Origin of the sequence: Aquimarina macrocephali JAMB N27 (genome assembly GCF_000520995.1) — a bacterium.
Lineage (GTDB): Bacteria > Bacteroidota > Bacteroidia > Flavobacteriales > Flavobacteriaceae > Aquimarina > Aquimarina macrocephali.
Genome location: NZ_JACA01000049.1, coordinates 35295 through 54655, shown reverse-complemented (window position 1 = coordinate 54655; position 19361 = coordinate 35295). Strand labels below are relative to the sequence as shown.

Annotated in this window: 18 protein-coding genes; 15 read left to right on the top strand and 3 right to left on the bottom strand. The window is 32.6% G+C overall.

Going from position 1 to position 19361, the window contains the following annotated elements:
* The first annotated feature begins 37 nt into the window (after nt 1-37).
* Genes Z054_RS0123025 through cobC form a run of 5 tightly spaced genes read left to right on the top strand, consistent with a single transcriptional unit; the run spans nt 38 to nt 3215 of the window.
* Entirely contained in the window at nt 38-547 is a 510-nt protein-coding gene (locus Z054_RS0123025; protein ID WP_024772385.1) for a bifunctional adenosylcobinamide kinase/adenosylcobinamide-phosphate guanylyltransferase, read from the top strand.
* A gap of 14 nt (nt 548-561) precedes the next feature.
* Nucleotides 562-1599: a nicotinate-nucleotide--dimethylbenzimidazole phosphoribosyltransferase gene (gene cobT / locus Z054_RS0123020; protein ID WP_035093192.1), complete on the top strand. Its 1038-nt coding sequence runs from the start codon at nt 562-564 to the stop codon at nt 1597-1599.
* A 9-nt stretch (nt 1600-1608) separates the two neighbouring features.
* Nucleotides 1609-1947, top strand: a complete 339-nt coding sequence (locus Z054_RS0123015; RefSeq protein WP_024772383.1) for a hypothetical protein — start codon at nt 1609-1611, stop codon at nt 1945-1947.
* Between the two features lie 3 nt (nt 1948-1950).
* Nucleotides 1951-2715 carry an adenosylcobinamide-GDP ribazoletransferase gene (locus tag Z054_RS0123010; protein ID WP_024772382.1) on the top strand — a complete coding sequence of 255 codons (765 nt, stop codon included), beginning with the start codon at nt 1951-1953 and terminating at the stop codon, nt 2713-2715.
* Nucleotides 2697-3215 (top strand): alpha-ribazole phosphatase, encoded by a 519-nt coding sequence (gene cobC, locus Z054_RS29070; protein ID WP_035093188.1) that lies wholly within the window; start codon nt 2697-2699, stop codon nt 3213-3215. Before Z054_RS0123010 ends, cobC begins: the two co-directional genes overlap by 19 nt.
* 68 nt (nt 3216-3283) lie before the next feature.
* On the opposite strand, the gene Z054_RS30525 is transcribed toward cobC, so the two are convergent.
* Nucleotides 3284-4282: a sphingomyelin phosphodiesterase gene (locus Z054_RS30525; protein WP_024772381.1), complete on the bottom strand. Its 999-nt coding sequence runs from the start codon at nt 4280-4282 to the stop codon at nt 3284-3286.
* Nucleotides 4283-4554: 272 nt separating this feature from the next.
* Here Z054_RS30525 and Z054_RS0122995 point away from each other — a divergent pair, with 272 nt between their 5' ends.
* Both Z054_RS0122995 and Z054_RS0122990 read left to right on the top strand, forming a co-directional pair.
* Nucleotides 4555-5694 (top strand): ABC transporter substrate-binding protein, encoded by a 1140-nt coding sequence (locus Z054_RS0122995; RefSeq protein ID WP_024772380.1) that lies wholly within the window; start codon nt 4555-4557, stop codon nt 5692-5694.
* The gene (locus Z054_RS0122990) at nt 5695-6726 is read left to right on the top strand and encodes a FecCD family ABC transporter permease (RefSeq protein ID WP_024772379.1); all 1032 of its coding nucleotides are present in this window, start codon (nt 5695-5697) and stop codon (nt 6724-6726) included.
* Between the two features lie 56 nt (nt 6727-6782).
* Here Z054_RS0122990 and Z054_RS0122985 read toward each other — a convergent pair whose 3' ends face one another.
* Nucleotides 6783-8735 (bottom strand): tetratricopeptide repeat-containing sensor histidine kinase, encoded by a 1953-nt coding sequence (locus Z054_RS0122985; protein ID WP_024772378.1) that lies wholly within the window; start codon nt 8733-8735, stop codon nt 6783-6785.
* A 312-nt stretch (nt 8736-9047) separates the two neighbouring features.
* On the opposite strand from Z054_RS0122985, the gene Z054_RS0122980 reads away from it, so the two are divergent.
* Nucleotides 9048-9623: a DUF1572 family protein gene (locus Z054_RS0122980; RefSeq protein ID WP_024772377.1), complete on the top strand. Its 576-nt coding sequence runs from the start codon at nt 9048-9050 to the stop codon at nt 9621-9623.
* A gap of 265 nt (nt 9624-9888) precedes the next feature.
* On the top strand, nt 9889-11007 hold the full coding sequence (gene dnaN / locus Z054_RS0122975) for a DNA polymerase III subunit beta (RefSeq protein ID WP_024772376.1): 1119 nt from the start codon (nt 9889-9891) through the stop codon (nt 11005-11007).
* Nucleotides 11008-11116: 109 nt separating this feature from the next.
* Here dnaN and Z054_RS0122970 read toward each other — a convergent pair whose 3' ends face one another.
* Nucleotides 11117-12052 (bottom strand): tetratricopeptide repeat protein, encoded by a 936-nt coding sequence (locus Z054_RS0122970; RefSeq protein ID WP_024772375.1) that lies wholly within the window; start codon nt 12050-12052, stop codon nt 11117-11119.
* Nucleotides 12053-12338: 286 nt separating this feature from the next.
* Between Z054_RS0122970 and Z054_RS0122965 the strand changes: the two genes are divergently transcribed.
* The 6 genes from Z054_RS0122965 (at nt 12339) to Z054_RS0122940 (ending at nt 19315) form a co-directional block, all read left to right on the top strand.
* Nucleotides 12339-13856, top strand: coding sequence for a M20/M25/M40 family metallo-hydrolase (locus Z054_RS0122965; RefSeq protein WP_024772374.1), 1518 nt, complete (start codon nt 12339-12341; stop codon nt 13854-13856).
* A 25-nt stretch (nt 13857-13881) separates the two neighbouring features.
* A complete protein-coding gene (locus tag Z054_RS0122960) occupies nt 13882-14730 on the top strand; it encodes an alpha/beta hydrolase family protein (protein WP_024772373.1) in 849 nt (282 codons plus the stop codon).
* Between the two features lie 229 nt (nt 14731-14959).
* Complete coding sequence (locus Z054_RS0122955) at nt 14960-16840, top strand: CBS domain-containing protein (RefSeq protein ID WP_024772372.1); 1881 nt, start codon at nt 14960-14962, stop codon at nt 16838-16840.
* Complete coding sequence (locus tag Z054_RS0122950) at nt 16824-18062, top strand: succinylglutamate desuccinylase/aspartoacylase family protein (RefSeq protein WP_024772371.1); 1239 nt, start codon at nt 16824-16826, stop codon at nt 18060-18062. Before Z054_RS0122955 ends, Z054_RS0122950 begins: the two co-directional genes overlap by 17 nt.
* 126 nt (nt 18063-18188) lie before the next feature.
* A complete protein-coding gene (locus Z054_RS0122945; RefSeq protein ID WP_024772370.1) occupies nt 18189-18599 on the top strand; it encodes a GlcG/HbpS family heme-binding protein in 411 nt (136 codons plus the stop codon).
* Nucleotides 18600-18658: 59 nt separating this feature from the next.
* Complete coding sequence (locus tag Z054_RS0122940; protein ID WP_024772369.1) at nt 18659-19315, top strand: spermine/spermidine synthase domain-containing protein; 657 nt, start codon at nt 18659-18661, stop codon at nt 19313-19315.
* The last annotated feature ends 46 nt before the right edge of the window (nt 19316-19361 follow it).

The following is a 19361-nucleotide window of genomic DNA, read 5'->3' as shown; positions in this document are numbered from 1 at the left end:
GTATTCGATTACCTTTGCTATCTCTAAAACCAATTCAATGTTGTATTACATTACAGGAGGAGAACGTTCTGGTAAAAGCAGCTATGCACAGCGTCTGGCATTACAGTTATCCGACACTCCTTATTATCTAGCGACTTCACGCATTTGGGATGATGATCATCGCAAACGTATAGATAGGCATATTGCAGATCGCGACGATCGTTGGGTCTCTATTGAAGAAGAAAAAGAAATCTCTAAAGTTGTTAAAAAAGATAGTGTTGTTGTGATCGATTGTGTTACTTTGTGGCTTACCAACTACTATATGGATACAAAAAATGACATCCAGCTCTCACTGTCGCAAGCAAAAGCAGAATTTGATAAACTATTAAACATAAATGCGACTATAATTATCATTTCTAATGAAATCGGAATGGGGGTTCACGCTACTACCAAAATTGGTAGAAAATTTACCGAACTACAAGGCTGGATGAACCAACATATAGCTAGTCATGCCGATAAAGCAATATTAATGATTTCTGGTATTCCTGTTGAAATCAAAAACTCTTAATAACCAAAATATACATGGACTTTGATATAAAACCTATCTTTAATAATACCCTTGAAGCAACTCTTCAAAACAAAATTAATACTAAAACAAAACCTGTTGGAGCATTAGGAGTACTTGAAACAGTAGCTTTACAAATAGGTATGATTCAAAACACGGACCAACCCAGTTTAGATCAGCCTACTATTCTAGTTTTTGCCGGTGATCACGGTATTGCAAAAAAAAGAGAAGTCAACCTTTATCCCCAAGAAGTGACCGCACAAATGGTTTATAATTTTGTAAATGAAGGAGCCGCTATTAATGTCTTTTGCAAGCAACATCATATTGCTCTTAAAATAGTAGATGCCGGAGTTAATCATGATTTTGAAAATATCCCTGGTATCATTCACGAAAAAATTGATTTTGGTACTCAAAATTATCAAGAAAAACCTGCTATGACCGCAAAACAATGTACCATAGCTATACAAAAAGGTGCTGATCTGGTCACAGAAACGTTTAATAATGGCTGTAATACTATAGGTTTTGGCGAAATGGGAATCGGAAACACTTCTGCTTCTTCATTATTGATGTCATATTTCACAAAGGTTCCTTTGGCAGAATGTGTAGGTTCTGGAACAGGTCTGGATACTTCAGCTATTAAAATCAAGCAACAAATTTTATCCGAAGTATACCAAAAACATATACCTTCTTCTCCACTTGAAGCACTAACTATATTTGGAGGATTTGAAATTGCTATGATTACCGGAGCAATTTTAAAAGCAGCAGAACTCAAAATGACTATTATCATAGATGGGTTTATTGTTACTTCTGCTTTATTAGCTGCATATGCTATGCATCAAAATGTATTAGATTATTGCATATTTGCTCATACATCAGAAGAACAAGGACACCAAAAGATGTATGAGTTTTTAGATAAAAAACCATTAATTAATCTTGGTATGCGATTAGGAGAAGGAACAGGAGTTGCTGTAGCTTATCCTATTATAGAATCTGCAGTTACTTTTCTTAATACTATGGCTAGTTTTGAAAGTGCTGGAGTTTCTGGTAGTGAATAGTTTAACACAATGAAAAAAGGAATCTTATCCATATTTATCGCTATTGTCGGGATGTATTTCGTATACTGGTATACTATTGATCTGTCTCGGCAGTACTCTATTTTAATTGAATCATCAAAAAATACTTCTGAGTTAAATTCTTATATATTCACTGTTGCCAAAACTTTTAGAATAACCTCTGTTTGTATTGGATTATTAAGCCTTTATTTTGGAGTCATTTCATTTTTAAAGAAAAACAAAGTTGGAGGCATTGGGATAATTCTAGCTTTTATACTTATCATTAGTGCTTTAATTCCATTGTGGCAATATCTTGTAGAGGATTCTACTATGGACATTAATTTTAAATAAATCATGAAAAAAGAAATTCACATCTTTTTTACTGCATTGATGTTTTTCACTCGTATTCCTTGTCCAAAATGGGTAAATCACGATTCTGAAAATTTACGTCTTAGTTCTAAATATTTTCCTCTAGTAGGAATCATCGTCGGAAGTATTGGTGCTATCGTTTTTTACGGAGCTTCTTTTATTTTTTCGGTAGAAATCTCAATACTACTATCTATGTTTTCTACTATTTATGCCACAGGCGCTTTTCATGAAGACGGATTCGCCGATGTGTGTGATGGATTTGGTGGTGGATGGACCAAAGATAAAATACTTTTGATCATGAAAGATTCTCGTCTAGGTACCTATGGTACTATTGGACTAGTATTAATTCTAAGCATAAAATTTGCAGCATTAAGAGAAATAGAAACGTATTTCATCCCTCTAATACTAATTTCTGGACATGCCTTAAGCCGTTTTATAGCTACCTCCTTAATTTTTACACATTCTTATGTAAGAGATACAGAAAACAGTAAAGCCAAACCGGCAGCAAAAAGCATGGGTATACGTTCATTATTGATTAGTGGTATATTTGGTATTGCTCCCCTATTTTTCTTCAAAAATCCCATGATATTTCTTACCTTGATCCCTATGTACTTGTCAAAAATGTTCTTAGCAGCCAAATTTAAAAAATGGATTGGTGGACAAACAGGAGATTGTGCAGGTGCTGTCCAACAGCTTAGTGAAATTGTATTTTATCTTACTAGCATAGCATTATGGAAATATATCTGGTAAGACATACTACTCCAAATATTGAAAAAGGAATTTGCTATGGGCAAAGTGATATCGGAATTACAGATACATTTACTACAGAAGTAGAAAAAATACATCAATGTATTCCTATTCATGAAATTACTACGATATATAGTAGCCCATTACAACGATGTAAACTATTAGCCAAAACATTCAAAAAAGAAATTATCTATGATAATCGACTTAAGGAATTAAATTTTGGAGATTGGGAGTTACAACCTTGGGATGCTATACATAGTTCAGAAATAGACCCCTGGATGAATGATTTTGTAAATATACAAGTCCCAAATGGGGAGTCATATATCACACTACAAGAACGAATTTTGGATTTTTATACCTCTTTGGATCATGTTTCTGAAGAAAAAATTGCCGTAGTAACCCATGCCGGTCCCATGAGAGCGTTACTTGCTAACCTCCAACAAATAGACCTTAAAGATTCTTTTTCTATCAAAATAGCATACGGAGATGTAATTGCTATTTAGACTCATTGCACGTATATTAATAAATACCCCTATATTTTATGCAAGGATATTTATTGTTTTAAACATGATTAATTATTGAAACTATATGTTGTTTTTACCGCATTATGATCTGATAGATCTTCACCATCTTTCACAAATTGAAGCATCTTCATTTCAGGTATAAAAACTGGTTGCTTATGACTCTTACTAATTAAAATATAATCTAACGTATTATTATAATTTGGATATTCTTTTCTAACCAAAGTATTGGTATTAGAATAGGTCCCTGCTTCTGTAGAAGGGTTAAAAGAATATGATATTCTAGAATTCAAAATACTTTTCATATCCTTATATGAAAATGTATCTGTATATTCCACATTCATATCTCCCGCATAAATTAAAGGTTCTGATATTGGTATTTTTAAACTATTTACCCAATCTCTAATCTCTTCTAATTGCTTTAACCGAACAGAAGTTCCATTATAATTTCCTTGATCTGCTTGTAAATGTGTACCTACAACATGGTATTTTTTTTCATTTTTAGTAATCTCAACATATACTGCACCCTTATTAGAATAATAATCCGCCGTTCCGTATGCAGAGTTGTTAAACACGTATTGCCTTTTTATATCAATCGGATATTTACTAAAAATTCTTACCCCTCCATTAACAACAAAGAGACTGTTAGAACAATCTCCATTAATAGAGTTCCAATAAGAACCTGCACTACAATATTGACCAACAAGTACTGTGTTATAAGGGTATACCTCCTCCAATTTATTAAATAGATATGTCTCGGCTTGTCTGTTAAATCCTTCCTGAAAAACAATAACGTCTAATAAAGGTGCCATTTCTGTTAAAACCTGTAACTGCTTTGTCGATCTTTCTTCTTCCTTATAGTGTTTTATTCGTGCAATACCAGGTAAATGAAATATATTGTAGCTTACTATCGTTAAACTTTCTATATTCCTATTTTTATCTTCCTGAAATTTTTGATTTTCGTAATCCTCTATATTGCTTTCCTCATAAGAGCATGAAAAAAACAATAACACTATTAAAAAGGTAAAATGTAAGTTTAAGCTTTTCATATCTATTTATGCATTTGCATTAAATATCAAAGAACGTTTTTTAACAGTTTTCCGATTTTAGCTTAAAGAGAACAAATAGTTAAATGACGGTTTATAAATTGTTTTGCTTATCAAATAATCATTATTTTTTTAATTAAATGATTCATAAAACATTTTTTTTACTATTTATTAAGTTGATACTAAAGTGTATATAAATTATCTATAGAATAATGAAATGCCACTTTAGACCCAAACTTATTCTGATTTACTATTTTTACAAAAAAATGATGCTCATGCGTACTGTTTTTATCATTTCTTTACTATTCTTATTAGGTACTTCTTGTAAGAAAACACCAAAGGATACTACTCCACTCACCGTAATGTATCTGGCCCCTCAAAATATTGAATACGCTTCAGGGTTTACTATTAAAAATCGTGAAAACTATAAAGAAATCAAGGTTACTACACCCTGGCCGGATGCAAAAGAGGGACTTACATATATTTTACATCCAAAAGGAACAGAAAAACCATTCAAATCTCCAGATGCAATATTTATTGAAGTGCCTATAGAGAGGGTTGTTCTAACATCTACTACCGATATTCCAATACTAGAGTATATGAATCTTGAAGAGAAATTAGTAGGATTTCCACATACAGATTATATTTCTTCTGAAAAAACACGTGCTTTGATTAATACTGGTGCAATTAAAGAACTTGGCGAAGAATGGAATTTAAATACAGAAGTTGTTCTTGAGCTTTCTCCCGAATTAGTTGTTGGATTTTCTTCCTCTGGAGATACAAAAGCCTATGATCTGATACAAAAAACGGGAATTCCTGTGGTAATTAATGGTTCCTGGCTAGAGGAACATCCCTTAGGTCGGGCAGAATGGATAAAATTTATGGCTGCTTTCTTTGGCAAAGAAAAAATGGCAGAAGATATCTTTCAAAATATTAAAAAAGAATACAATCAAGCAACTACTTTAGCCAAAAACACAACTTCTTCTCCAACAGTTTTATCTGGCAATATGTTTAAGGATATATGGCATGTTCCTGGTGGAAGTAGTTTTGTTGCCAAATTTTTAAAAGATGCTAATACTACATATTTATGGGAAGACGTTAAAAAAAGCGGAAGCCTGGCATTAAGTTTTGAAAGTGTACTTGAAAAGGCGCAAAAGGCAGAGCTATGGATAGGATCAGGAAATTCTAAATCACTCGATGAGCTCAAAGCGAAGAACCATCGGTATACTTTATTCGATGCCTTTAAAAATAAAGCCGTATATTCTTCAACTTTAAAGATGGGTTCTAAAGGAGGATTAATATATTATGAATTAGGACCTATGCGGCCCGACTTAATTTTAAAAGATATCATTAAAATTGCCCATCCAGAATTATTAACCGATTATGAACCTTATTTTTTTGAAAAACTAAATTAATTGACCCCAACCAAATCATACAAACGTGTTTTTATAAGTATTGTCGTGCTTTTGTTAATTTGCTTTATTGCAAATATAAGCTTAGGCTCAGTATTTATTCCATGGTTGGATACGTTAAGTAGCCTGGTAGGGGGAACTGTAGAAAAAGAAGCCTGGAGACATATCATTGTTGATTATCGATTGCCAAAAGCACTCACCGCGATAATTGTAGGTAGTGGACTTGGAGTTTCAGGATTACTAATGCAAACCTTATTTAGAAATCCATTAGCAGGCCCTTTTGTACTCGGCATAAGCTCTGGAGCAAGTTTAGGAGTGGCACTATTGATATTAGGAAGCGCATTTACCGGAGTTGCAGTATCATCTTTTTTAATTTCAAAATGGGGATTGGTTATTGCAGCCAGCTTGGGTAGTATATTAGTATTGTTTGCCGTAATGCTTGTTTCAATTAAAGTGAGAGATACAATGGCAATACTTATTATCGGACTTATGTTCGGAAGTATTACAGCTGCTATAGTAAGTGTATTGGCCTACTTTGCTCCTGCCGATCAATTACAACGATATATTTTCTGGGGATTTGGAAGTTTAGGAAATCTATCCTGGCATGATGTACTTATATTTTCTGGTATATCATTATTAGGAATGTTATTATCCATCCTTGCCATAAAACCTCTAAACACGCTACTTCTGGGAGAAAACTATGCTCGAAGCCTTGGGCTAAATATCAAGACAAGTCGTTTTCTGATTATTGTTGCTACAGGATTATTAGCCGGTAGCGTTACCGTTTTTGCCGGACCGATTGCCTTTATTGGTCTAGCTGTACCTCATCTTACAAGGCAACTATTTCATACCTCAAATCATAAAACATTAATCCCTGCTGTAATACTACTAGGAAGCATTATTATGCTGGTGTGTGATAGTATTGCACAACTACCATCTAGCGAATATACACTTCCAATTAATGCTATTACTTCGCTAATTGGTGCCCCCGTAGTCATCTGGTTATTGGTTCGAAAACGAAAAATGTTGTTTTAAAATCTCTCCCTTGTATTAACCCTGATATTGTTATCTATAAACTATATTCTACAAGATTAAAAGGCTTGTTGTAGAAGCCTAGGTATTTCAATAGTAATAATCGTTCCTCTTTTGAGTCGAGAGTCAATATGCATTACACCTGATAATTTCTGTATTCGACTCTCAATATTTGATAAACCAATACCTAAAGATGTTACAGAGATATCAAATCCATTACCATTATCCTCATAAATAATATGAGTAAGATCATCTATAAAATCGATTTGAATTTCAACTTTTCGGGCATTAGCATGCTTTATTGTATTTGTTATGAGTTCCTGAAAAATAGAGAATAATTGATTATGAAAAGAATGGTCTATTTCATTAATTTTATGCTCTGAATAGGTTGAAATATGGATACTTAATTTACTGGCATTTCCAATATTCTGCATATATTCCTTTAATAATTGTATAAAGTTATTATGTCTGAATTTTTTTGGGATAAGGTCATGAGAAAGCTCTCTAACTTGTTTGTAGGTCTCATCTAATTGTTGATAGATTACATCTAAATTTTCTGATTTTTTTTTGACCGAATTAAACTGAAGCTTTATTGCTGCAAGATTCCCCCCTATTCTATCGTGAAGTTGCTGGGCAATTCTTTTTCGTTCCTTATCTTGAATACTAATAGAATTTTTAATTAATTTTAATTCTTGACCTCTTATTAAAGCTTCTATTTTTTGTTCTCCTATTTCTTTTTCTTTCTTATGCAGTAATCTTTGATTTTTTAACCTTTGATAATATAGAAAAAGTAAACCTGCCAGAGGTATCAAGATCACAATAAAGGCATAGGTAAGCGTTTGTTTTTGAAATTGTTGCCTTTTTATTTCTAAAACCTTAAACTCTTGATTCTTTTTTAAAATCGTTATTTCCTTTTCTTTCTTTAGTGTCTCATATTGTATTTCCAGTTTGGCAACCTCTTCATCCTTTTGCAAGTTATGTATAGAATCTTGTATTTGATTTTTCTTCTCTGTGTAATCTAGAGCTTTTTTATATTTTTTTTCTTCCAAAGCAATAACTTTTAGCCTTTGATAGATATATAATTGTTGTTCAAGATATCCTGATTCTCGAGCCAAGGACAATACCTCATTATATCCCTTTTTGGCCTTTTTAAATTCTTTTTTGCTCTGAAAAACTTCACTAATATTAAGCATATTATTGAGGATTATTAAAGGATAGTTATATTCTTCAGCAATAGGCAGTGATTTATTAAAATAAACTAAAGCCATATCATCCTCATTCATATCCATATACACCGCCCCAATGTTCAATAATGTGATTGCTTCACTTCTTTTATTATCAGTAGTAATATAATAATCCAATGCTTTTTTATGATAAAACAATGCCTTTGTATAATTTTTTAATTCTAGGTAACAAATGGCAATAGATGCATAACGGTTTGGGTTTTCTCTATAACTAAGAGTAGATTCAAGAAGCTCTAGGGCCTTAGGAATATTGCCCACAAGTCTATAAGTGATTGCCAAATTTGATGTATGCTTATCCAAATCCTCAAGGTTTCCAGATTTCTGAGCAGTTTCGATTCCTTTTAAAGCCCATTTTTTACTTGCCTCAATCAAATTTTTATCTCTAGAAGCATTTGAAAGGGTTGTGTATAAAGAGGACAGGTACTTTAGAGATAGTGAATCTTGTTTATTTCCTATTAACCCAACAGCTTTTTTAGCATAAAACAATGAAGAATCAGTAGCGTATTTATAATAATGATACTTAGACAAAATACTATTGGCAATTACCTTATTTTTTTCACTTTTAGTTCTTTTTAATACATCATGACTTATTCTAAAAGCTTCTTTTTGTTCCTCGTTTTCTTCTTCCAAATAATTCTTGGCCTGTTCAAGTAATTCATGATCTTTTTTTGGAATCTTTAAATTACCCCCTTCTTTTGTCTGAGCTTTTGCAATACTGCATACAATCAAGAAAATGAATACGAGTGTAGGTTTTGAAAATATAGTCATGTTTTATAGTAAGCATTATTATGGGACTCTATGATATTTTCTTATCAAAAAGATCAATAATATCTTTAAAAATAAGGAATTAACCTTTATTTCTATATCAATTTCTATAGTAAGGTGAATTTTAGCATCCAAAAGAATGATATTATTTACAATTCCCGACCGGATCATATACTCCATTCTTCTTTTTAAATATTTCTTGATAGATACCCGTACATCACTGATAACTAATTCGAAGCCAAACACTCTATTTTCTAACAATTAGAAATCAAGTATTCATTTAAAACCTTATCTTTAAAGTAAAAGTATACATCAATGAACTCGTCAGAATATCTAGAAGGAATCCAAAAACAGTTTGCTTATTATAAATCTCTGGGAGAAAAAACAATAGACCAAATTCCAGAAGAGAAGCTTTTTTGGCAATATAACAACGAGAGTAATAGTATTGCGATTATTGTAAAACATCTCTGGGGTAATATGAAATCCCGGTGGACAGACTTCTTAACTACAGATGGAGAAAAACAATGGAGGCAACGTGATGCCGAATTTGAAAACGACATTAAATCTAAAGAAGATCTTCTAACCAAATGGGATGATGGATGGCAATGCCTTTTTGAAGCACTAGAAAGTATCGATCAAAATAATATTAACCAGCCTATCTATATTCGTAATATAGAACATAGTATTACCGAAGCGATTAATAGGCAATTAGCGCATTATTCGTATCATATAGGGCAAATCGTATTTCTCGGGAAAATGATTGCTAGTGAACAATGGCAAAGTTTATCTATCCCAAAAGGAAAATCTACAGCTTATAATCAAAAACGCTTTGCTAAACCCAAGCATAAAGCACATTATACAGATAAGCTCATGAAAGATGACACCAATTAATTATTCCGAATTCATAAAATAGTCAATAACTCCCTTTGGTTTGTTAATAACTATGGTTTTCTCAATACCAAATCCCAAACAGATTACGATTATATTTGCGTAAAACTGTACGTAATTAGTCACACATATATATGAAATGAGCCATGGCAACTACATTGATTCTTACCTACCTCACGGTAGATTGGTTGAAATGATTATTGGCAAATTTCATACTGATCTGTATCAGCACAAATTCTGACAACCAAAAAATAATAAAGAAAAACAGATGAAATTTATAGTATCCAGTTCTTACTTACTTAAGCAACTACAGGTATTAGGAGGGGTAATTAGTAATAGCAATACATTACCAATTTTAGATAACTTTTTGTTCGAATTAGACAATAATGCATTAACTGTATCTGCCTCTGATTTAGAGACCACCATGTCTGCAAAATTAGAAGTAGAATCTTCTGATCAGGGAACTATTGCAGTACCTGCTAAATTATTGTTAGAAACGCTTAAAACTTTTCCTGAGCAACCTTTAACTTTTGTCGCTGCAGATAATAATACAATAGAGATAAGTTCTAATCACGGTAAGTATGCCTTGGCTTATGCTAACGGTGAGGAATTTCCTAAAGCGGTAGAATTAGAAGATCCCAGTTCTACAAATTTACTTGGAGATATCCTAGCCACAGCAGTAAGCAAAACTATTTTTGCAACTGGTAATGATGATTTAAGACCAGTAATGAGTGGAGTGTTTTTTCAATTCTCTACAGAAGGCTTAACTTTTGTTGCTACCGATGCTCATAAATTAGTTAAATATACTCGAGAAGATATCAAAGCTTCTCAAGCGGCAGAATTTATTATGCCAAAAAAACCATTGAACTTACTAAAAGGAATTTTAGCAGGTAGTGATAGTGAAGTATTGATCGAATACAATGAATCGAATGCAAAATTCTCTTTTGATGAAACACAGTTAATCTGTAGGTTAATTGATGGTAAATACCCTAATTATGAAGCGGTAATACCAAAAGAGAACCCTAATAAATTAACTATAGCCCGTACTCAATTTTTAAATTCTGTACGTAGAGTTTCTATTTTCTCTAATAAAACAACACATCAGATTAGATTAAAGATTGCCGGAGCAGAACTAAATATATCTGCAGAAGATATCGATTATTCTAACAAAGCAGAAGAACGTTTAACATGTGATTACCAAGGTGATGATATGCAAATTGGTTTTAACTCTCGCTTTTTAAGCGAAATGCTTAACAATCTTAATGCAGGTGAAGTACAACTAGAAATGTCATTACCTAATAGAGCAGGGATTCTTACTCCAATCGATGGATTAGATGAAGGAGAGCACGTAACCATGCTGGTAATGCCAGTGATGTTGAATAACTAAGATCATAAATAATTACTTATATTTAAAAGTCCAATCCTATTAATAGGATTGGACTTTTATTTTTAATGAGTATCAGAAATAGTTTCTTAGCTTCTTAAAAAAGTAACATTTACTCCCCAAAATACCTGGAAAAATCAGATTCTGCTGCAATATATCCAAAAGAACTTCGTGATTTTCCTTCCAGAATTTCCTGTAAAAGTACTCTTGCTTTCTCTTTGTTCCCATTATACAAAAACCAATTAGCAATCCCATACCGAGTTGCATCATCCTGAGGTGCATCTTTTCCTGTATGTAACGAATCGATTGTAATCCTCTCTTTATAGAATCTACAAAGATTATAATAGCTTGTGTTTTCGATAATCGTCATATCATTTGTTATCGAATCTAATAGCTCTCTTGCAAGATCTTCATTTCCCATTCTTCTTTGGATCATGTATAACCAGTTTGTACTCGAGACTGTATTATCATCATTAGATTTTAAATTTCTACAATTAAGATAAGCGTGATACGCTTTTTTCATATCGTTTTTTAAATAATATGCTAAGCCCAGGTGATACCATATGTTTCCATGTAAACTACTTACAGGAATATTCATTGCATTAGGTAATCCATCAAGTTCAATATTGTTTTCCTTTCCTTCTATCAATGTCGTTGCAAACTCTAAATCATGTATTGCTTTATCAAATTCTCGTATTGAAACATAACGATGTCCTCTATGTCTATATAATCGAGCTTCATTAGGGTACTTTTTAATTCCATTAGAATAAATTTCTATAGCTTCTTTATACTTCCCTAAATATGCAGTTCTTCTTCCGTACCAAATAATATTATCTATATCATCCGAATCTGCCAGGAAATCCTGTTTTGCTTTCTCATATTGATTGCTCATTTTTTGCGAAAGCGATGTAATAGCCTCTTTTTTATCTACTCGTTCTACGGCAGACTTTTCTTTCTCTTTTATCACATCAGTTGTTTTTTGTTTTTTACAAGAGAAACACAACACTAGTATTAAAGAAGAAATCAGGATTAACTTATGAGTATGCATAGCCTAAATGGTTTAATTTGAATCCAATATAAGAAAACTTGTTAAGGTTATTTAAAATAAAAATAGCTATTCTAATCTTTTATATACATTTACAATTACCGGTAACACCTAATACCAATTTAACTATAAAATGTCGTACAGAAAACGAAGTTGCTTTTTTGTTCTAAGCTGCTGTGATTAATTTGTATAACCATAGATTGTGAACAAGAAAATAGAACCGAAAATGAGCGAGATTGAATGCTATATTTTATAGTTAAATTGGTGTAACCCTTCAACACATATGATTATGACTCGATGTATCATTACAACCACTCTGCTTTTTTTCATCTTCTCCTCTACTGCACAACAGTTACAAGACAGTGAACTGGATAAACTATCACTTACATATGCCAAGACTTCTTTTAATGAATTAGTTGAGCTTTTGAGTTTACCTAATGACGCTCATTATCCAAAAGACATAGAAAAAAATATAAAGTGGTGTGAAAAAGCATTTAAAGATCGTGGATTTACATCCAAACGCCTCTCAACAGAAAAAATCCCCTTACTATTAGCCGGTAGACAACATAAAGATGCTAAGAAAACAGTATTAGTTTACCTTCAAGTAGATGGCCAACCTGTTGATACTACCAAATGGTTTCAGGAAAATCCATATAAAGCGGTACTAAAAGAACAAGATAATGTTGAAAAATGGAACACTATCCCATTGGATAAATTAAATGGTGAAATTAATCCTGACTGGAGAATTTTTGCCAGATCAACATCTGATGCCAAAGGACCGGTTGTTATGTTTCTTAAAGCAATGGATATTATTAACGATTTTAAGTATGAACCTAACTACAACATTAAAGTCATTATGGATTTTGAGGAAGAAATTAGTTCTCCCAGATTACCCAAAGCTGTAATAGATTACAAAAAGGAATTAGCTTCGGATATGCTTGTCATTTTTGATGGTCCCAGGCATATTTCTAATCAACCTACACTGGCATATGGAGCAAGAGGAATAACGACATTATCCCTCGAGGTTTTTGGTCCCAGAGCACCACAACATAGTGGTCATTATGGTAACTATGTGCCCAATCCGGCATTACGTCTTTCTCAACTATTAGGATCGATGATGCAAGAAGACGGAAGAGTTTCAATATCAGGTTGGTATGATGGTATTGAAATATCGGAAGAAACAAAAAAAATCCTAAACCAAGTTCCCGACGACGAAAAGACAATTAGGAAAAAATTAGGAATCGCTTCAATAGATAATATTGCAGATACATATCAAGAATCTATACAATATCCGTCTTTAGGTATTTTGGGAATACAATCAGGCTGGGTAGGTACTAAAAGACGAACAATAATACCCTCTAGTGCTATCGCAGAAATGAACATAAGACTTGTTAAAGAAACCAATGCACAACATATGGTTGATATGGTAAAACAACACATTTTAGATCAGGGATATCATATTATAGATACCACCCCTACTGAAGATGAGAGGATGAAATATCCAAAAATCATTCGTTTTAACTATCAAATTGCTTACGATGCTTTTAGAACCGATTTTAATACTGAAATTGGAAAATGGTTAAGAAAGGCAATGACAAGAGCTTTTGGTAAAGCTCCTGTACAAATTCGTACTGGTGGAGGTTCTATTCCTATTTCACCATTTGTAAATACCCTAAATATTCCTGCTGTTATTGTGCCCACAGTAAACAAGGATAATAATCAACATAGCCCTAATGAAAATATCAGGCTTGGTAATTATATTGAAGGTATTAAAACAATTACAGCGATATTAACACAAAAACTATAACATTACATCAACAAAACCCTTGCAAATGATTAGTATTCCTGCCATAGATGATTATTCCTTATCAGGAAAGGTTTACCCTTCTGAGGGAATCGCCGATAAAAACAAAGTGTTAATTATAAATTCTGCTACAGCTGTAGACAAAAAATTATATCATCACTACGCCACTTACATGGCAAAAAATGGGTATCAGGTAATTACTTATGATTATAGAGGGATAGCAGGCTCAAGGCCCAAAAAACTTAGTGGTTTTAAGGCTTCTTTTACAGATTGGGGGCAAAAAGATTTTTCTGGAGTGATTGATTATGCTAAAAAAGAGTTTCCAAATCACAAAATAGTAACCCTAGGTCATAGCATCGGAGGGACAATTATAGGAATGACCGAAAAAAGTGATGAGATTAGTGGAATTATCAATATTGGAGCACAGACGGCATATTATAAGGATTGGTCTAAGAATCAAAGAACTAAAATCTACTTTTTATGGCATATTATTTTTCCTATGCTTACAAATTTATTTGGTTATTTTCCTGGAAAAAAATTAGGGTTATTAGAAGATGTTCCTAAAGGTGTAATCGAGCAATGGAATAATAGAAGACGACATGCTGATATGAAAAAGCAAATGGAAGCTATTGGCATTACCTTTTATTATAATACCTGTACATCAAAACTTCTAACTCTTGGTGTAGAGGATGATCCTATAGGAACAAGGCCTGCCATTACCAGAATACATGATCTATTTGAAAAATCGGATAAAGAAATCAAAATGATACAACTCCATGAAATTCCTATAGACAAAATAGGTCATTTTGGTTTTTTTAGCAGAAAATTTAAGCATACCCTTTGGGCCAAAACATTAATCTGGTTTGATGCTATATAGATAAACTCTCTCTGTTTTATTTTTATATTTCTTCTATTTTTTATAAATCATTTCTTCACTATTAATCGTAAAAAAATAAAGAACTATGACAAATCGCATTTTTTTTTACTAAAAAAGTCAATATTTTTAAAACCACCGCTGATCATAAGATCATATCGGTATCTTTTTATAATTAATTATAGTGAGTACAATATCTGTAATATTCACTATAATCACAATACGCATTATTATGGGAGAGCACAATGTTCATAGTAGTACTGATCAAAAAAACCGAGCCGAATTTATAAAACATTTACTTGATGATATCAAAGCTCTGGAAATCATGATAGAGCAAGATTTAATCGAGAAAGATATTGTTCGTATCGGTGCAGAACAAGAATTTTGTCTCGTTAATAATAATTGGAGACCTGCAAAAAATGCAGAAGAAATTCTAAGAGCAATTAATGATACTCATTTTACAACAGAATTGGCTAAATATAATCTGGAGATCAACCTGGATCCTTTAGAACTTAAGAAAGATTGTTTTTCTACAGTTGAAAATGAATTAAACCGATTACTTACCAAAGCTAAAATCACAGCCGCTCAATTTGATACCAAAATAGTACTTACTGGTATTTTACCAACTATTAGAAAGCGTCATCTAGAATTAGAATATATGACCTCTAACCCTAGATATTCTGCTTTGAATGATATCCTGAGAACTCAAAGAGGCACAGATTTTGAGCTTCATATTAGAAATGTGGATGAATTGAGTATACATCATAAATCTGTACTTTTTGAAGCTTGCAATACCAGTTTCCAAATGCATCTTCAGATTCCTCCTCAGGATTTTGTTTCTAGCTATAATTGGGCGCAGGCAATATCGGCCCCTGTTCTTGGGCTATGTACAAATTCACCTTTACTATTTGGAAGAGAGTTGTGGAGTGAAACCCGAATTGCATTGTTTCGCCAGAGTATGGATATCAGAAGCTCTTCTTATGCTTTAAAAGACCGTAGAGCCAGAGTAAGCTTTAGTAATGAATGGGCATCAGGATCTGTTGTAGAGATTTTTAAAAATGATATTGCACAGCACAAAGTTGTTTTATCACGCGATATAACTGCAAATTCACTTTCAGAATTAAAAAAAGGGAATATCCCAAAATTACAAGCACTTTCCTTACACAATGGTACTGTATATCGATGGAATCGTCCTTGTTATGGTGTTGGAGGAGGAAAAGCTCATGTTAGAATCGAAAATCGTTATATTCCATCAGGACCTACTACTCTTGATGAAATTGCAAATTTTGCTTTCTGGGCCGGGTTGATGATTGGGCGTCCATCAAAGTTTAATGATATGCCAAAATGCATGGATTTCAGAGACGCTAAAGGAAATTTTATAAAAGCAGCCCGAAGCGGAAAAGATGCCATTTTAAATTGGATGGGGAATCCTATTTCTATCCAAGATCTGGTAATAAAAGAACTATTACCTATAGCTCATTCTGGTTTAGAAAAGGCGAATGTAGATACTAATGATATAGAGCGATTTTTGCAAATCATAGAAAAACGAGCAAAAGGTATCACCGCATCAGACTGGAACATCAGAAGCTATCGTTCATTTCAAAAAAACATGAAAAGGGATGATGCGCTAAGAACATTAACCGAAACCATATATCAAAATCAGCAGAGTGAATTACCAGGTCATGAATGGCCAATACTCAAAACTAAACCATCAAGAAAACACAAAGAAGCATCATTGGTTGGACATATCATGTCTACCAAATTGTTTACTGTTGACAAATGCGATTTGGCAAACCTGGCTACAAGCATAATGAAATGGAAAAATATTCATCATGTTCCTGTAGAAAATAAACCTGGAAAACTTTGTGGGTTATTAACCTGGAATCATGTAAAAAATATTCAGGATCAGAAAAAAAATAACGATAACTGTATTGTATCCGACATTATGATTAAAAAAGTAATAACGGTTCAGCCAAAAACTACCATATTAAAAGCTATTCAAATGATGAAGAAACATGAGATTGGCTGTCTCCCTGTGGTTCAAAAACAAGAGCTCGTAGGGATTATTACTATAAAAGACATAATAGTATTCGACCATGGTAAAAGTTTATAGTAAAGCACTAGATCAGTTTATTGAAATTGAACGTATAATAGGACATATAAAAGGATCACAACCTGGCCCTACTCTTATTTTTATTGCGGGTATTCATGGCAATGAACCTGCCGGAATATTTGCACTACACAAGGTATTAAACGTTATAAAAAACAAGAAGATAAATATAAAGGGAAATATTTACGCAATAAGTGGCAACCTACCTGCATTAGCAAGAGGTGAAAGATACCAAAAAGAAGATCTAAATCGTTTGTGGAACATCGATAGAGTTAAAGACTTGTCTGAGCAACACAATGATTTTGACACAAATACAGATATAGAACAACAACGTGATATCTATCACATTATCAAAAAAATACTTAATATTGAAAATGGCCCATTTTATTTTATGGATCTTCATACAACCTCAAGCAAAACGATACCTTTTCTTACAGTAAACGATAGCTTGCTAAATAGAAAATATACCATGCAATATCCCATACCCATGATATTAGGTATAGAAGAATATCTTGATGGCCCATTACTAAGTTATATTAATGAATTAGGATATGTGTCTTTTGGTTTTGAAGGTGGACAACATGACGATCCGGCTGCAATTCAAAATCATATTTCATTTATCTACCTTACTATGATTTTTGCTAATAGTATCACAAAAACAGATATTAGTTATAATTATCATTACAATCTTCTACTTAAAGCTTCAGAAACTCCTATGGGAATTTATGAAATCTATTGGCGTTACCAAATTAAAGAAGACGAAGTCTTTAAAATGAAACCCGGATTTGTCAATTTTCAGCATATCCTAAAAGGAGAACAACTTGCTCATAGTAATGGAAAAATAATAACAGCTTCAAAAAATGGCAGGATATTCATGCCGCTATATCAAAATCAAGGTAATGATGGTTTTTTTGCAATTCATAGTGTACATCCGATATTTTTAAAGCTGTCAACAATCCTTCGTAAAGCACATTTTGATAATATAATTACTATTCTTCCGGGTATTCATTGGGCTTCAAATAAAAAAAATGAGCTTACAGTTAATCTTAAGATTGCTCGTTTCTTCACAAAACAATTTTTTCATCTTTTGGGGTACCGAAGTAAACAGGTAGACAAAACACACTTAAACTTAAAAAACAGAGAAAGTGCTTCAAAAAATAGAGAATATCGTTATACTTCATGGAGTAAAAGCAGAAATTTATTGAGTAAGACTTTTAACCAATAGTAATTGAATTGAGTATAATAATCTCTTCTTTCCAAAATTATAAAGTTTATTGATCTGTGTTAAAAACATCATGAAATTAAATAGTTAACGTTACTTTTGAATCACAATTTTACAAACAAAAAAATAATGAACATTACTCTAGAACAAGCCGAGAAAATTATTGTCGCTGCAAAAGAAAAAGCAATAGCTATACATACCCAAATGAATATCGCAATAGTAGATTCTGGGGCAAATCTTATTGCCTTCGCTCGTATGGATCAAGCATGGTTAGGCTCCACAGATATTTCAATTAAGAAAGCGAGAACTGCCTGTCTTTTTGGTAAAAACACTGGTGTTATTGGAGAGCTTTCACAACCGGGAGGTCCTCTATTCAATATAGAACATTCTAATGGTGGATTAATTACTTTTCCTGGCGGTGTTCCTATTAAAAACAATTCGGGAGATATAATAGGGGCAATTGGAGTAAGTGGTAGCAGCATAGAAAACGATCATGCCGTAGCCGAAGCTGGTACTACAGCATTAAGTACGTATGCCTAATTAAAATAATACCAACTGTAAGAAAATTAAACAACCCATTTTTTTGCGCACAAAAGTACATGAAGAGATTATTAAGTTATCTATGGCCATTTACCAAAGAAGTTCCTTCAAAAATTAACGGAACGTTAGAGCTCACATGGATGAACGGTAAAAAAGTACTGGATAGCCAAAATGCAAATTACTCCTATGGATCGTTACAAAAATTACTTAGCTACGGACTTTCGCAAATAGATATTTCTACCAATAGTGAAATTCTTTTACTAGGACTTGGCGGTGGGAGTATAATAGAAACCCTTAGGAATACATTTGATCATCAAGGAAAAATTACGGCTGTAGAAATTGACGAAATAATTATTGAAATCGCTAAAAACGAGTTTAATATAACCGGTAACCACAATCTCGAAATCAATTGTGAAGATGCTTTTTTATATGTCGATCATTGTGTATCGCAATTTGAAATTATAATCATCGATATTTTTATTGATAATCAAGTTCCTGAAAAGTTTTATGAAAGCCAATTCTGGAAAAACCTTATTACCTTATTAAAACCTGATGGACAAATCGTGTTTAATGCCGGAATCAATTTGAAGGAAAATATCAAAATTGAATCTCTTAAATCCATAGTTAAACCTGATATCGAATTTTCACAATACAATCGGGTTCAAGGAACCAATACACTGCTAATCGGGAAGAAAAAATCAAGAGATAAAGGTTAAAAATTACAATATCTATTTTTGCTAATTCAATAAAATTATAATTATA